Origin of the sequence: Vibrio sp. 10N.286.48.B8 (genome assembly GCF_003050085.1) — a bacterium.
GTDB classification, from domain to species: domain Bacteria; phylum Pseudomonadota; class Gammaproteobacteria; order Enterobacterales; family Vibrionaceae; genus Vibrio; species Vibrio crassostreae.
On the sequence record NZ_PIGD01000005.1, the window covers coordinates 80,002 to 93,869 of the forward strand.

Genomic DNA, 13,868 nt, shown 5'->3' on the forward strand with positions numbered 1-13,868 from the left:
GTAGGAGAAGTACGTGAAGCATTGGTTTAAGAAAAGTGCATGGTTATTGGCAGGAAGCTTGATCTGCACACCCGCAGCCATCGCGAGTGATTTTAGTGCCAGCTTTAAAGGCACTGATATCCAAGAGTTTATTAATATTGTTGGTCGTAATTTAGAGAAGACCATCATCGTTGATCCATCGGTGCGCGGAAAAATCGATGTACGCAGCTACGACGTATTGAATGAAGAGCAATATTACAGCTTCTTCTTAAACGTATTAGAGGTGTATGGCTACGCGGTCGTTGAAATGGACTCGGGTGTTCTTAAGATCATCAAAGCTAAAGACTCTAAAACCTCGGCAATTCCAGTTGTCGGTGACCGTGATTCGATCACTGGCGACAGCGTAGTCACGCGTGTTGTGACGGTACGTAATGTCTCGGTTCGTGAGCTTTCTCCTTTGCTTCGTCAATTGAACGACAATGCCGGTGCGGGTAACGTAGTGCACTACGATCCTGCCAACATCATTCTTATTACCGGCCGAGCGGCGGTGGTAAACCGTTTAGCGGAAATCATCAAGCGTGTTGACCAAGCAGGTGATAAAGAGATTGAAGTCGTTGAGCTAAAAAATGCCTCAGCAGCAGAGATGGTACGCATTGTTGATGCGCTGAATAAAACCACAGATGCGAAGAATACGCCTGCATTCCTACAGCCTAAGCTGGTTGCTGATGAGCGTACCAATGCGATTCTGATTTCTGGTGACCCTAAGGTTCGTAGCCGTCTAAGAAAGCTTATCGAGCAACTTGATGTCGAAATGGCAACCAAGGGTAACAACCAAGTTATCTACCTAAAGTATGCGAAAGCTGAAGATTTGGTCGATGTGTTGAAAGGTGTGTCGGATAACCTGCAATCAGAGAAGCAGTCATCAACCAAAGGCAGCTCATCGCAGCGTAACCAAGTGATGATCTCTGCACACAGTGATACTAACTCTCTAGTTATTACCGCGCAGCCTGACATCATGAACGCTCTGCAAGACGTGATCGCTCAGCTGGATATTCGTCGTGCTCAAGTATTGATTGAAGCCTTGATCGTTGAAATGGCTGAAGGCGATGGCGTTAACCTTGGTGTGCAATGGGGTAACCTAGAAACAGGTGCAATGATCCAGTACAGCAACACTGGTGCGTCAATTGGTGGCGTAATGGTCGGTCTAGAAGAAGCTAAAGATTCTACTACAACCACCGCTGTTTATGACTCTGATGGAAAATTCCTACGAAATGAAACCACCACTGAAGAAGGTGATTATTCAACATTAGCCTCTGCACTTTCAGGTGTTAATGGCGCGGCAATGAGTGTGGTGATGGGTGACTGGACTGCACTTATTAGTGCGGTAGCGACCGATTCAAACTCAAACATCCTATCTTCTCCAAGTATTACCGTGATGGACAACGGCGAAGCGTCATTCATTGTGGGTGAAGAGGTGCCTGTTTTAACAGGTTCAACAGCAGGTTCAAGCAACGATAATCCATTCCAAACGGTTGAACGTAAAGAAGTGGGCATCAAGCTGAAGGTTGTTCCACAAATCAACGAAGGCGATTCTGTTCAGCTGAATATTGAACAAGAAGTGTCGAACGTATTGGGCGCGAACGGCGCGGTAGATGTACGTTTTGCTAAGCGTCAACTGAACACCTCTGTGATTGTTCAAGATGGCCAAATGCTGGTGCTGGGTGGTTTGATTGATGAACGTGCGTTAGAGAGTGAATCTAAGGTGCCATTCTTGGGTGATATTCCTGTTCTTGGGCACCTGTTCAAGTCAACCAGTACTCAGGTTGAGAAAAAGAATCTAATGGTATTCATCAAACCGACCATCATCCGTGATGGTATGACGGCTGATGGTATCACTCAGCGTAAATACAACTTCATTCGAGCTGAGCAGCTGTACAAGGCAGAGCAAGGTTTGAAACTGATGGCTGACGATAATATTCCAGTACTGCCTAAATTTGGTGCAGACATGAATCACCCGGCTGAAATCCAAGCCTTCATTGATCAAATGGAAACAGAATAATGGCTGAATTGGTAGGGGCGGCACGTACTTATCAGCGCTTGCCGTTTAGCTTTGCGAATCGCTACAAGATGGTGTTGGAATATCAGCATCCAGAGCGTCCGCCGGCACTTTATTATGTAGAGCCTCTAAAATCGGCGGCGATCATTGAAGTAAGCCGTGTGGTGAAAAATGGCTTCACGCCACAAGCGATCAGCGCAGACGAATTTGATAAAAAATTGACCGATGCGTATCAGCGTGACTCGTCGGAAGCTCGTCAGCTAATGGAAGACATTGGTGCTGACAACGACGACTTCTTCTCGCTAGCAGAAGAGTTGCCACAAGATGAAGACTTACTTGAATCGGAAGACGATGCACCAATCATCAAGCTAATTAACGCGATGTTGGGTGAGGCGATCAAAGAGGGTGCTTCAGATATTCATATCGAAACCTTTGAGAAATCACTGTCTATCCGTTTCCGTATTGATGGTGTGTTGCGTGATGTTCTTGCGCCGAGCCGTAAACTGGCTCCGCTGTTGGTGTCACGTGTCAAGGTTATGGCTAAGCTAGATATTGCGGAAAAACGCGTGCCACAAGATGGTCGTATTTCTCTGCGTATCGGTGGTCGAGCGGTCGATGTTCGTGTGTCTACGATGCCTTCATCGCACGGTGAGCGCGTGGTAATGCGTCTGTTGGATAAGAACGCGACTCGTCTAGACCTGCACAGTTTAGGCATGACGGCCGAGAACCACGAAAACTTCCGTAAGCTTATTCAGCGCCCACACGGTATCATCTTGGTTACTGGTCCTACGGGTTCTGGTAAATCAACGACCTTGTACGCTGGCCTGCAAGAGCTCAACAGTAATGAGCGAAATATTCTAACCGTTGAAGACCCAATCGAATTCGATATCGATGGCATTGGCCAAACACAAGTGAACCCTAAGGTTGATATGACCTTTGCGCGTGGTTTACGTGCCATTCTTCGTCAAGACCCGGATGTGGTAATGATTGGTGAGATACGTGACTTAGAGACCGCTGAGATCGCTGTTCAAGCCTCTTTGACCGGTCACTTAGTAATGTCGACCCTTCACACCAATACGGCAATCGGTGCGATTACACGTCTACGTGATATGGGCATCGAACCCTTCTTGATCTCTTCTTCGCTGCTGGGTGTTTTGGCTCAGCGCTTGGTTCGTACCCTATGTAACGACTGTAAAGAACCTTACGAAGCGGATAAAGAGCAGAAGAAGCTGTTTGGGTTGAAGAAGAAAGACAGCCTTACGCTTTACCATGCCAAAGGGTGTGAAAACTGCAGTCACAAAGGCTATCGAGGCCGTACCGGTATTCATGAACTCCTGATGATTGACGACTCGGTGCAAGAGCTTATTCACAGTGAAGCTGGCGAACAGGCGATTGAGAAAGCAATTCGTGGCACAACCCCAAGTATTCGAGATGATGGCTTGAGCAAAGTTCTAAAAGGGGTAACGTCCTTAGAAGAAGTGATGCGTGTGACCAAGGAAGTCTAGTATGGCGGCATTTGAATACAAAGCACTGGATGCCAAAGGTAAGAGCAAAAAAGGCTCTATTGAAGCGGATAACGCTCGTCAGGCTCGCCAACGCTTGAAAGAACAAGGCTTGATGCCGGTTGAGATGACTGAAGCCAAGGCTAAAACTGCGAAAGGTGCTCAGCCCTCGACCAGCTTTAAGCGTGGTATCAGTACACCTGATCTTGCTTTAATTACTCGACAAATATCCACGCTCGTTCAGTCTGGCATGCCGCTAGAAGAGTGTCTGAAGGCCGTGGCGGAACAATCTGAAAAGCCACGCATTCGAACCATGCTACTGGCGGTTCGTTCGAAGGTAACGGAAGGTTATTCGCTAGCGGATAGCTTGGCTGATTACCCACACATCTTCGATGAACTGTTTAGAGCCATGGTTGCGGCTGGTGAGAAATCTGGTCACTTAGATGCGGTATTGGAGCGGTTAGCCGATTATGCAGAAAACCGCCAGAAGATGCGCTCTAAGCTGCTACAAGCGATGATCTACCCTGTGGTGCTGGTGGTGTTTGCGGTGACGATTGTTTCGTTCCTGTTGGCAACCGTGGTACCTAAGATTGTCGAGCCTATTATCCAAATGGGCCAAGAGCTTCCTCAATCGACACAATTTTTATTGGCATCAAGTGAATTTATCCAGAATTGGGGTATCCAATTACTGTTGTTGATCATTGGTGTGATTGTGTTGATTAAGACCGCGCTGAAAAAACCGGGCGTTCGCATGAGTTGGGATCGCAAGCTATTAAGCATTCCACTGATCGGAAAAATAGCAAAAGGGATTAATACCTCTCGTTTTGCACGAACACTCTCTATCTGTACTTCGAGTGCGATTCCTATTCTTGAAGGGATGAAAGTGGCGGTTGATGTAATGTCGAATCACCATGTGAAGCAACAAGTATTACAGGCATCAGACAGTGTTAGAGAAGGGGCAAGCCTGCGTAAAGCGCTCGATCAAACCAAACTCTTCCCTCCAATGATGCTGCATATGATCGCCAGTGGTGAGCAGAGTGGTCAGTTAGAACAAATGCTGACAAGAGCGGCGGACAACCAAGACCAAAGCTTTGAATCGACCGTGAATATCGCGCTAGGTATTTTCACACCAGCACTTATCGCTTTGATGGCAGGCTTAGTGCTGTTCATTGTGATGGCGACCTTAATGCCGATGCTTGAAATGAATAATTTAATGAGCGGCTAAATGACTGCTCACAAGACGTTAGTTTTTGGATTATCGAGAAGAAGGACATTATTACCTTCAACTCGCTGTCTGTAATTTGGAGAAAATAATGAAAAACAGAATGAAGAAACAATCAGGCTTTACCCTATTAGAAGTGATGGTTGTTGTGGTTATCCTTGGCGTATTGGCGAGCTTTGTTGTACCTAACCTATTGGGTAACAAAGAGAAGGCTGACCAACAAAAAGCCATCACTGATATCGTGGCGCTAGAGAATGCGCTCGATATGTACAAACTGGATAACAGCGTTTACCCAACAACGGATCAAGGTCTTGATGCATTGGTTTCTAAACCAAGTAGCCCAGAGCCTCGTAACTACCGTGACGGTGGCTACATCAAGCGTCTACCTAACGACCCATGGGGCAATGAGTATCAATACCTAAGCCCTGGTGATAACGGCACTATCGATATCTTTACACTTGGCGCTGATGGCCAAGAAGGTGGTGAAGGTATTGCTGCGGATATCGGCAACTGGAACATGCAAGACTTTCAGTAAGCCTAGGCTTATTGTCACTTGATGCCGTTATTTGATGTTAGGACGTAAACAGATGGAGTCTAAAGGTGAAAACTAAGCAAACACAGCCAGGTTTCACCTTAATTGAGATTCTTTTGGTATTGGTATTACTGTCAGTAACGGCGGTCGCGGTGATCGCGACCATTCCTACCAATAGTAAAGATGTTGCTAAAAAATATGCTCAAAGTTTTTATCAACGAGTTCAGCTACTCAATGAAGAAGCTATTTTAAGTGGCTTGGATTTTGGTGTTCGGGTTGATGAAAAAAAATCGACCTATGTACTGATGGCGCTTAAGTCTGAAGGCTGGCAAGAAGTCGACTTTGAAAAAATCCCCTCTTCAACTGAATTGCCGGAAGAACTCGCATTGTCACTGACTCTAGGTGGTGGTGCATGGGAAGACGATGATCGGCTGTTCAATCCAGGAAGCTTGTTTGATGAAGATATGTTTGCGGATCTGGAAGAGGAAAAGAAGCCAAAGCCACCGCAGATCTACATCTTGTCGAGTGCTGAAATGACGCCATTTGTATTGTCGTTTTATCCAAATACCGGAGACACCATACAAGATGGTTGGCGTATTCGAGTATTGGATAATGGTGTCATTCGATTACTAGAGCCGGGAGAAGAATATGAAGAGGAATAACCGTTCTCCTTCTCGTTCTCGTGGTATGACTCTGCTTGAAGTATTGGTTGCGCTCGCTATTTTCGCAACGGCAGCGATCAGTGTGATTCGTGCTGTTACGCAGCACATCAATACTCTCAGTTATCTAGAAGAAAAAACCTTCGCTGCTATGGTCGTTGATAATCAAATGGCCTTGGTGATGCTGCATCCTGAGAAGCTTAAAAAAGCACAGGGTACACAAGAGTTGGCGGGAAGAGAGTGGTTCTGGAAGGTGACTCCCATCGATACCAGCGATAATTTATTAAAGGCGTTTGATGTGAGTGCGGCAACCAGCAAGAAAGCGTCTCCAGTGGTTACGGTGCGCAGCTATGTGGTCAACTAAAAACGTGTGGTTAGCTAAGAGCAAGTCGCTAGGTAAGAGCGTGTCGGCAAATAAGCGTATGCCACGTAAACAAGGTCTATCTTCAAAAGGGAGAGGCTTTACCTTAATTGAAGTTTTGGTCTCGATCGCTATCTTTGCCACGTTGAGCATGGCGGCTTATCAGGTAGTGAATCAGGTTCAGCGTAGCAATGAACTCTCAATCGAGCGCAGCGCCCGTTTGAATCAACTGCAACGTAGTTTAGTCATTTTAGATAATGATTTTCGCCAGATGGCGGTGCGAAAATTTCGCACCAACGGTGAAGAAGCATCATCTAAGCTGATCCTAATGAAAGAGTATTTACTGGATTCCGACAGTGTTGGCATCATGTTTACTCGCCTTGGTTGGCATAACCCACAGCAGCAGTTTCCTCGCGGAGAGGTCACCAAAGTGGGCTACCGTATTAAAGAAGAAACACTTGAGCGTGTGTGGTGGCGTTACCCCGATACCCCTGCAGGCCAAGAAGGTGTGATTACGCCTTTGCTTGATGATGTTGAAAGCTTGGAATTCGAGTTTTATGACGGAAGCCGCTGGGGCAAAGAGTGGCAAACCGACAAATCACTACCGAAAGCGGTAAGGTTAAAGCTAACCTTGAAAGATTATGGTGAGATAGAGCGTGTTTATCTCACTCCCGGTGGCACGCTAGATCAGGCCGATGATGCTTCAAACAGTGACTCTTCAGGCAGTAATGAGGGGAATAATGACTCATCGAACTAACAAGCTTGCACGGACAAGGTCTGCTATGGGTCGTAAGCAGCGTGGTGTCGCGCTGATCATTATCCTGATGCTATTGGCTATCATGGCAACTATCGCTGGCAGTATGTCGGAACGTCTGTTTACGCAATTCAAGCGCGTTGGTAATCAACTGAATTACCAACAGGCTTATTGGTACAGCATTGGCGTAGAAGCGCTGGTGCAAGACGGCATTAGGCAAAGCTACAAAGACAGTGATACCGTAAACTTAAGTCAACCATGGGCGCTAGAAGAGCAGGTATACCCATTGGATTACGGTCAAGTTAAGGGGCGCATCGTTGATGCTCAGGCTTGCTTTAATCTCAATGCATTGGCGGGAGTGACGACTACTTCAAGTAACCAGACACCTTATTTGATCACGGTTTGGCAAACCTTATTAGAAAACCAAGACGTTGAGCCTTATCAGGCCGAGGTTATTGCAAACTCAACGTGGGAATTTGTTGACGCAGATACCCGAACCACCTCTTCAGCGGGGGTAGAAGACAGCACCTATGAAGCGATGAAGCCATCTTATTTGGCGGCGAATGGCTTAATGGCGGATGAATCTGAGCTAAGGGCGGTTTATCAGGTCACGGGTGAAGTGATGAATAAGGTTCGCCCGTTTGTTTGCGCTCTGCCTAGCGACGATTTTCGCTTGAACGTGAATACACTCACGGAAAAGCAGGCGCCTTTATTGGAGGCGATGTTTGCACCTGGTTTAAGTGAGTCAGATGCTAAACAGCTAATAGACAAACGCCCATTTGATGGCTGGGATACGGTGGATGCTTTTATGGCAGAACCTGCCATTGTTGGCGTGAGTGCCGAAGTTAGCAAAAAAGCGAAAGCATATTTAACTGTAGATAGCGCCTATTTTGAGCTAGATGCAGAGGTATTAGTTGAGCAGTCCCGTGTACGTATACGGACGCTTTTCTATAGTAGTAATCGAGAAACAGTGACGGTAGTACGCCGTCGTTTTGGAGGAATCAGTGAGCGAGTTTCTGACCGTTCGACTGAGTAGCGAACCACAAAGCCCTGTGCAGTGGTTAGTTTGGTCGACAAGCCAACAAGAAGTGATAGCAAGTGGTGAGTTGTCTAGCTGGGAGCTGCTGGATGAGTTAACGCCTTACGCTGAAAAGCGCAGCTGTATCGCTTTATTGCCGGGAAATGAATGCTTAATTAAGCGTGTTGAGATCCCGAAAGGTGCTGCTCGCCAGTTCGATTCTATGCTGCCGTTTTTATTAGAAGACGAAGTCGCACAAGATATCGAAGATTTACACCTGACGATTTTAGATAAAGACGCAACGCACGCTACCGTGTGTGGTGTCGACCGCGAATGGTTAAAGCAAGCTTTAGACCTGTTTCGTGAAGCCAATATTATCTTCCGTAAGGTGTTACCAGATACACTGGCCGTGCCTTTTGAAGAATCTGGCATCAGTGCATTGCAGATCGACCAGCATTGGCTACTGCGCCAAGGTAACTATCAAGCCGTGTCGATCAGCGAAGCATGGTTACCGATGTTTTTGCAAAGTGATTGGGTTGTTGCTGATGACGAAGAGCAAGCGACGACTATCTTTAGCTATACCGCGATGCCGAGCGAAGACGTTCAACAGCAGAGCGGTGCGAATTGGCAAGCAAAGCCTGCGGAATTGGTGATGTCTTTGCTGAGCCAACAAGCGATCACAAGTGGCGTAAATTTACTGACTGGCACCTTTAAAACCAAATCTTCATTCAGTAAATATTGGCGCGTATGGCAGAAAGTAGCGATTACTGCTTGTTTGCTGGTGGCTGTGATTGTGACTCAACAAGTGTTGAAGGTTCAACAATACGAAGCTCAAGCACAAGCTTACCGCATGGAGAGTGAACGTATTTTCAGAGCAGTGCTCCCAGGTAAACAACGTATCCCAACAGTGAGCTATCTTAAGCGTCAGATGAACGATGAAGCCAAGAAATATGGCGGTTCAGGCGAGGGTGACTCCTTACTAGGCTGGCTAGCGTTATTGCCAGAAACGCTAGGGCAGGTGAAGTCAATCGAAGTCGAAAGTATTCGCTACGATGGCAACCGCTCTGAGGTTCGACTTCAGGCTAAAAGCTCTGATTTCCAACACTTTGAGACTGCGAGAGTGAAGCTCGAAGAGAAATTTACCGTTGAACAAGGTCCATTAAACCGTAATGGCGATGCTGTATTTGGCAGCTTTACTCTTAAACCCCATCAATAACCTGCGTAAGGAGATCAGTGATGAGAAATATGATTGAGCCACTCCAAGCGTGGTGGACTTCAATAAGTCAGAGAGAGCAACGATTAATGATTGGTTGCTCAATTCTATTGGTGGTCGGTGTTGTTTATTGGGGGCTAATCCAGCCACTCAGTCAGCGAGCTGAACTTGCGCAGAGCCGTATTCAAAGTGAGAAGCAACTTCTGGCTTGGGTAACCAATAAAGCCAATGAAGTGGTTGAGTTGCGAGGCAGTGGTGGCATAAGTGCCAGCCAGCCTTTAAACCAATCTGTGCCTGCTTCTATGCGCCGTTTTAACATCGAGCTGATACGCGTACAACCACGTGGTGAGATGCTGCAAGTGTGGATTAAGCCTGTGCCATTTAATAAGTTCGTTGACTGGCTAACATACCTGAAAGAAAAACAGGGTGTTGAGGTTGAGTTTATGGATATTGATCGCTCTGATAGCCCTGGGGTTATTGAGATCAACCGACTACAGTTTAAACGAGGTTAATGTGAAACGCGGTCTATCTTTCAAATATGGCCTGTTATTCAGCGTCATTTTTATCGTTTTTTTCTCAGTAAGCTTGTTGCTGCATTTGCCTGCCGCTTTTGCTCTCAAGCATGCGCCCGCTGTGCGTGGTTTAAGCATCGAAGGCGTTGAAGGCACCGTTTGGCAAGGTCGCGCTAACAATATTGCGTGGCAGCGTGTCAATTACGGCTCAGTGCAGTGGGACTTCCAGTTCTCTAAACTATTCCAAGCCAAAGCCGAGCTTGCGGTTCGCTTTGGTCGTAACAGCGACATGAATTTATCCGGTAAAGGTCGTGTTGGATATAGCATGAGCGGTGCTTATGCAGAAAACCTCGTGGCTTCAATGCCTGCTATGAACGTGATGAAATATGCGCCGGCTATCCCAGTCCCCGTTTCTATTGCAGGACAAGTTGAACTGACGATCAAACACGCAGTTCATGCTCAGCCTTGGTGTCAATCGGGCGAAGGTACGCTTGCTTGGTCTGGTGCAGCTGTCGACTCGCCAGTGGGTTCATTAGACCTCGGGCCCGTGATTGCGGATATTACCTGTGAAGACAACACCATTGCAGCTAAAGGCATCCAGAAGAGTGATCAAGTGGACAGTGAGTTCTCAGCGAGCGTAACGCCTAATCAAAGCTACACCTCGGCAGCATGGTTTAAACCGGGTGCTGAATTCCCATCAGCGATGCAGAGCCAGCTTAAGTGGTTGGGTAACCCTGACAGCCAAGGTAAATATCAGTTTACTTACCAAGGTCGTTTTTAGCTAAACAGCTAAGGGTCACTAAATTACGAGATATAAAAAACGGGCACCTCATTGAGGTGCCCGTTTTGTTTGAATATCCTATGGCTATAAAGACTGTTGGCTTTAGTCTTTGCCTTGTAAGATCTCTGCCCACGGTAAATCTGCATCACCGAGTACAATGAAGTTCGGGTTTTCTAGCGTTTCTCTTTCATTGTACGAAAGCGGCTCTAGTTGAGTACTTAAGATACGTCCGCCAGCTTCTTCAACAATGCACTGCGTTGCGGCGGTATCCCACTCTCCGGTTGGTCCAAGGCGTAGATAACAATCCACAGCACCTTCTGCTACTAAACATGCCTTAAGCGCTGCTGAGCCTAGAGGAACCAAATCATAATTCCATGCTGAGCTCATACGGCTGGTGATGCGATTGATGTCTTGGCGACGGCTGATCGCCATTGCAATAGACTGGTTTGGTAGTTCATGACGATGCGTTTTGATTTTAACACTGTCATTAAGGTCTGGAATTTTCCAAGCCCCTTTACCGCTGTATGCGTAATAGCTCACACCAGAAACCGGAGCATACACCACACCCATTACTGGCTTGTTATGTTCAATTAGGGCGATAATTGTCGCGAAATCACCACTTCTTGCGATGAACTCCTGCGTTCCATCTAATGGGTCAACCAACCAGTAGCGGTCCCACTGAGCGCGTTTTTCTAGGCTAATATCAGCGGCTTCTTCAGATAACACTGGAATATCAGGCGTGAGTTCACTGAGTTTTTTCGAAATCAGTTTATGCGCAGCCAGATCGGCACTGGTGACAGGCGTGTCGTCACTCTTGGTGAACTCTTCGTAATCTTTCTTTTCGTAGATCTCTAAGATGAGTTGGCCTGCAGAGCGAGCAACCTCAATGACAGAGGGTAGGAGGTGAGACAAATCTTTTGTTGTTGGCATAAATATTCTCTTACTCTTCGAGTGCGCTTATGGCTTTAGTTGTTATTTAGCGAGCGAAGGGTCAATAGTAGGGCGGTAATACTGCGAGCCTCACAGAAGTCGAGATGCGTTAATAGCTCTTCGGCTTGAGCAAGCGGCCAGCGCACAACGTCTAGTGGCTCTGGTTCATCACCTTCTAGCTTTTCTGGGTAGAGGTCTTCTGCGATAAACAGCGTCATTTTGCTAGAGAAGTAAGAGGGCGCAAGGATCACTTCCTTTAGTGGAGTGAGTTTGTTAGCCCCAAAGCCAATCTCTTCTTTGAGTTCACGAACCGCGGCGTCACTTGGTTGTTCACCTGGATCAATCAGCCCTTTTGGAAAGCCGAGTTCATAGCGTTCAGTTCCCGCTGCGTATTCACGTACTAACAGAATATCGCCTTGCTCAGTAATTGGAACCATCATCACTGCGTTGCGCCCGCTAGGCTTCATGCGTTCGTAAGTGCGCTCTTCACCGTTTGAAAAGCGTAAGTCGAGAGACTCGATAGAGAATAGTCTTGATTGAGCGACAGTTTGTTTAGCCAAAATCTCTGGCTTGGTCCTTTTTGTCATTGCGCTCGCTCCTTAGCTCATTGGAATTCTTTCTTATAAAGTCATTCTAATATAGGGGAAATGACCTTGAGTTCCTAGATCCGAGTTTTCATATCCGAAAATTATTGAAGCAGGAGTCGATTACGATCACTTGAATACCTTACTCAAGATGGTAACGAGGTGAGGTTTTTGATAATTAAGCTCATTAATACAAGAGCATAGGAAGCTAATATAGGGGCGTGTTTTCTTAGACCTAAAACAAAAAAGGTTGATGCTCACGCATCAACCTTTCAAATAACGACTAACACTAAATCAGTGATTAGTAGTAAGAGTGCTCACCACGATCGTGCTCAGTTGCATCACGAACAGCAGTCAGTTCACCTTCGAATTGTTGAAGAAGTTCTTTCTCGATGCCTTCTTTTAGAGTCACATCAACCATAGAACAACCGTTACAACCACCGCCGAATGCTACGATAGCAGCACCGTCTTCAGTGATTTCTACCAAGCTAACGTGACCACCGTGACCAGCAAGTTGTGGGTTAACTTGTGTTTGAATTGCGTATTCAACGCGTTCTAGAAGCGGTGCATCATCAGATACCTTACGCATTTTAGCATTTGGTGCTTTAAGCGTTAGTTGAGAGCCCATTTTGTCAGTCACGAAGTCAATCTCAGCTTCGTCTAGGAATGGTAGGCTTAACTCATCTACGTATGCAGAGAATGCTTCGAAAGAAAGTTTGGTATCAGACGCTTCGATAGCATCTGTTGGACAGTAAGAAACACCACACTCAGCGTTTTGTGTGCCTGGATTTACCACGAACACACGAATGTTTGTACCTTCAGGCTGCTGTGACAGCAGATTGGCAAAGTGAGTTTGAGCTGTTTCTGTAATAGTAATATTTGACACGACGAATACCTGAGTAGATTTGTAGGTTATTAGCGCCATTCTACTCCTGTCAGATTTGTAATTCAGCCCTTTTTTGTTGGATTGCTGTACAAGTAGTGATTCACAGCTTTTATCCAGAGGGCTCAGGAGTGCGGCAGATGCAGTAAATATCAATCCTTTTAACGCCCACTTCAAGTAGTAATTGGCATAATTGATACACAGTACTGCCGGTGGTTACAACATCATCAATTATCGCGACGTGAGAGGGGATAGTTCCTTGAAAGTCTTGTTTTTGCAGCGCAAAAGCGCTCTTTAGATTGTGTAATCGTGCGGATTTAGTCAGCCCCTGCTGGGAAGCTGTTGAGCGAATTCGACGAAACAACACCTCATCTTTAACGCCAAGCTCTTGAGCCGTGTAATTGGCCAGTAGCTGACTTTGATTAAAGCCGCGATGGGTGTATCGGCGCCAATGCAGCGGTACGCTGGTGAGCAACGGAGCAGGTTGATCGATACGTGATGCCAATAGCTTAGACAGATCACGTGCAAACCAAAACTTATCAGCGTATTTCATTTGTTGGATATAGCCTGCTGTTGGGAAGGTGTAATCACCGACGCAATAGAGCCGATGCCAAAGCGGAGGATTAGCTAAGCACTCACCACATTGATCGACAGTGGTCAGTGTTTTTATGCCACATCTTTGACAGCGTGGTACAGGTTCAAAGAGCTTGAGACAAGAATTGCACCATCGAGGATGTGCGTCCTCGGGAAGCTTATCGAGCTTACATAGGTGGCATTGAGGTGTGACCAGACGTGGTGTGTGTTTTTGTAGCCAATCGGATAACATAGCTCGCGATGCTTTTGGGTTATGGTGTTCCTTTTGCTAACCATACTGAAAAGCAC

15 protein-coding genes are annotated in these 13,868 nt (G+C 46.5%); 11 read left to right on the top strand and 4 right to left on the bottom strand.

The features are described from left to right. The first annotated feature begins 13 nt into the window (after positions 1–13). The 11 genes from gspD (at position 14) to CWO08_RS07990 (ending at position 10,589) form a co-directional block, all read left to right on the top strand. Entirely contained in the window at positions 14–2,038 is a 2,025-nt protein-coding gene (gene gspD, locus CWO08_RS07940) for a type II secretion system secretin GspD (protein WP_052880256.1), read from the top strand. After that, on the top strand, positions 2,038–3,540 hold the full coding sequence (gene gspE / locus CWO08_RS07945) for a type II secretion system ATPase GspE (RefSeq protein ID WP_048661298.1): 1,503 nt from the start codon (positions 2,038–2,040) through the stop codon (positions 3,538–3,540). Before gspD ends, gspE begins: the two co-directional genes overlap by 1 nt. A gap of 1 nt (position 3,541) precedes the next feature. After that, complete coding sequence (gene gspF / locus CWO08_RS07950; protein WP_048661299.1) at positions 3,542–4,762, top strand: type II secretion system inner membrane protein GspF; 1,221 nt, start codon at positions 3,542–3,544, stop codon at positions 4,760–4,762. Positions 4,763–4,850: 88 nt separating this feature from the next. Beyond that, positions 4,851–5,294, top strand: a complete 444-nt coding sequence (gspG, locus tag CWO08_RS07955) for a type II secretion system major pseudopilin GspG (RefSeq protein ID WP_017062485.1) — start codon at positions 4,851–4,853, stop codon at positions 5,292–5,294. A gap of 65 nt (positions 5,295–5,359) precedes the next feature. Beyond that, on the top strand, positions 5,360–5,953 hold the full coding sequence (gene gspH / locus CWO08_RS07960) for a type II secretion system minor pseudopilin GspH (protein ID WP_061019412.1): 594 nt from the start codon (positions 5,360–5,362) through the stop codon (positions 5,951–5,953). Then, positions 5,940–6,314 (top strand): type II secretion system minor pseudopilin GspI, encoded by a 375-nt coding sequence (gene gspI / locus CWO08_RS07965; protein ID WP_108020203.1) that lies wholly within the window; start codon positions 5,940–5,942, stop codon positions 6,312–6,314. Before gspH ends, gspI begins: the two co-directional genes overlap by 14 nt. Next, on the top strand, positions 6,301–7,068 hold the full coding sequence (gene gspJ / locus CWO08_RS07970) for a type II secretion system minor pseudopilin GspJ (RefSeq protein WP_108020204.1): 768 nt from the start codon (positions 6,301–6,303) through the stop codon (positions 7,066–7,068). Before gspI ends, gspJ begins: the two co-directional genes overlap by 14 nt. Further along, positions 7,052–8,101, top strand: a complete 1,050-nt coding sequence (gspK, locus tag CWO08_RS07975; protein ID WP_108020205.1) for a type II secretion system minor pseudopilin GspK — start codon at positions 7,052–7,054, stop codon at positions 8,099–8,101. Before gspJ ends, gspK begins: the two co-directional genes overlap by 17 nt. Further along, the gene (gene gspL, locus CWO08_RS07980) at positions 8,070–9,299 is read left to right on the top strand and encodes a type II secretion system protein GspL (protein WP_108020206.1); all 1,230 of its coding nucleotides are present in this window, start codon (positions 8,070–8,072) and stop codon (positions 9,297–9,299) included. The genes gspK and gspL overlap by 32 nt, the downstream gene beginning before the upstream one ends. 20 nt (positions 9,300–9,319) lie before the next feature. After that, positions 9,320–9,808, top strand: coding sequence for a type II secretion system protein M (locus tag CWO08_RS07985; RefSeq protein ID WP_055320004.1), 489 nt, complete (start codon positions 9,320–9,322; stop codon positions 9,806–9,808). Position 9,809: 1 nt separating this feature from the next. Further along, the gene (locus CWO08_RS07990; RefSeq protein ID WP_102432197.1) at positions 9,810–10,589 is read left to right on the top strand and encodes a type II secretion system protein N; all 780 of its coding nucleotides are present in this window, start codon (positions 9,810–9,812) and stop codon (positions 10,587–10,589) included. Positions 10,590–10,691: 102 nt separating this feature from the next. On the opposite strand, the gene cysQ is transcribed toward CWO08_RS07990, so the two are convergent. The 4 genes from cysQ to CWO08_RS23950 form a co-directional block, all read right to left on the bottom strand. After that, the gene (gene cysQ, locus CWO08_RS07995; protein ID WP_048663063.1) at positions 10,692–11,519 is read right to left on the bottom strand and encodes a 3'(2'),5'-bisphosphate nucleotidase CysQ; all 828 of its coding nucleotides are present in this window, start codon (positions 11,517–11,519) and stop codon (positions 10,692–10,694) included. A gap of 35 nt (positions 11,520–11,554) precedes the next feature. Further along, on the bottom strand, positions 11,555–12,106 hold the full coding sequence (nudE, locus tag CWO08_RS08000; RefSeq protein WP_108020207.1) for an ADP compounds hydrolase NudE: 552 nt from the start codon (positions 12,104–12,106) through the stop codon (positions 11,555–11,557). A gap of 298 nt (positions 12,107–12,404) precedes the next feature. Beyond that, positions 12,405–12,989 (bottom strand): Fe-S biogenesis protein NfuA, encoded by a 585-nt coding sequence (gene nfuA, locus CWO08_RS08005; protein ID WP_048661415.1) that lies wholly within the window; start codon positions 12,987–12,989, stop codon positions 12,405–12,407. A 109-nt stretch (positions 12,990–13,098) separates the two neighbouring features. Continuing rightward, on the bottom strand, positions 13,099–13,812 hold the full coding sequence (locus CWO08_RS23950) for a ComF family protein (RefSeq protein ID WP_181360038.1): 714 nt from the start codon (positions 13,810–13,812) through the stop codon (positions 13,099–13,101). Between the last annotated feature and the right edge of the window lie 56 nt (positions 13,813–13,868).

What these genes read in the sequence shown, in the direction of transcription:
- gspE (WP_048661298.1), top strand. Translation starts at nt 2,038, where the DNA reads ATGGCTGAATTGGTAGGGGCGGCACGTACTTATCAGCGCTTGCCGTTT.
- gspF (WP_048661299.1), top strand. Translation starts at nt 3,542, where the DNA reads ATGGCGGCATTTGAATACAAAGCACTGGATGCCAAAGGTAAGAGCAAA.
- gspG (WP_017062485.1), top strand. Translation starts at nt 4,851, where the DNA reads ATGAAAAACAGAATGAAGAAACAATCAGGCTTTACCCTATTAGAAGTG.
- gspI (WP_108020203.1), top strand. Translation starts at nt 5,940, where the DNA reads ATGAAGAGGAATAACCGTTCTCCTTCTCGTTCTCGTGGTATGACTCTG.
- gspJ (WP_108020204.1), top strand. Translation starts at nt 6,301, where the DNA reads ATGTGGTCAACTAAAAACGTGTGGTTAGCTAAGAGCAAGTCGCTAGGT.
- gspK (WP_108020205.1), top strand. Translation starts at nt 7,052, where the DNA reads ATGACTCATCGAACTAACAAGCTTGCACGGACAAGGTCTGCTATGGGT.
- CWO08_RS07985 (WP_055320004.1), top strand. Translation starts at nt 9,320, where the DNA reads ATGAGAAATATGATTGAGCCACTCCAAGCGTGGTGGACTTCAATAAGT.
- cysQ (WP_048663063.1), bottom strand. Translation starts at nt 11,519, where the DNA reads ATGCCAACAACAAAAGATTTGTCTCACCTCCTACCCTCTGTCATTGAG.
- nudE (WP_108020207.1), bottom strand. Translation starts at nt 12,106, where the DNA reads ATGACAAAAAGGACCAAGCCAGAGATTTTGGCTAAACAAACTGTCGCT.
- CWO08_RS23950 (WP_181360038.1), bottom strand. Translation starts at nt 13,812, where the DNA reads ATGTTATCCGATTGGCTACAAAAACACACACCACGTCTGGTCACACCT.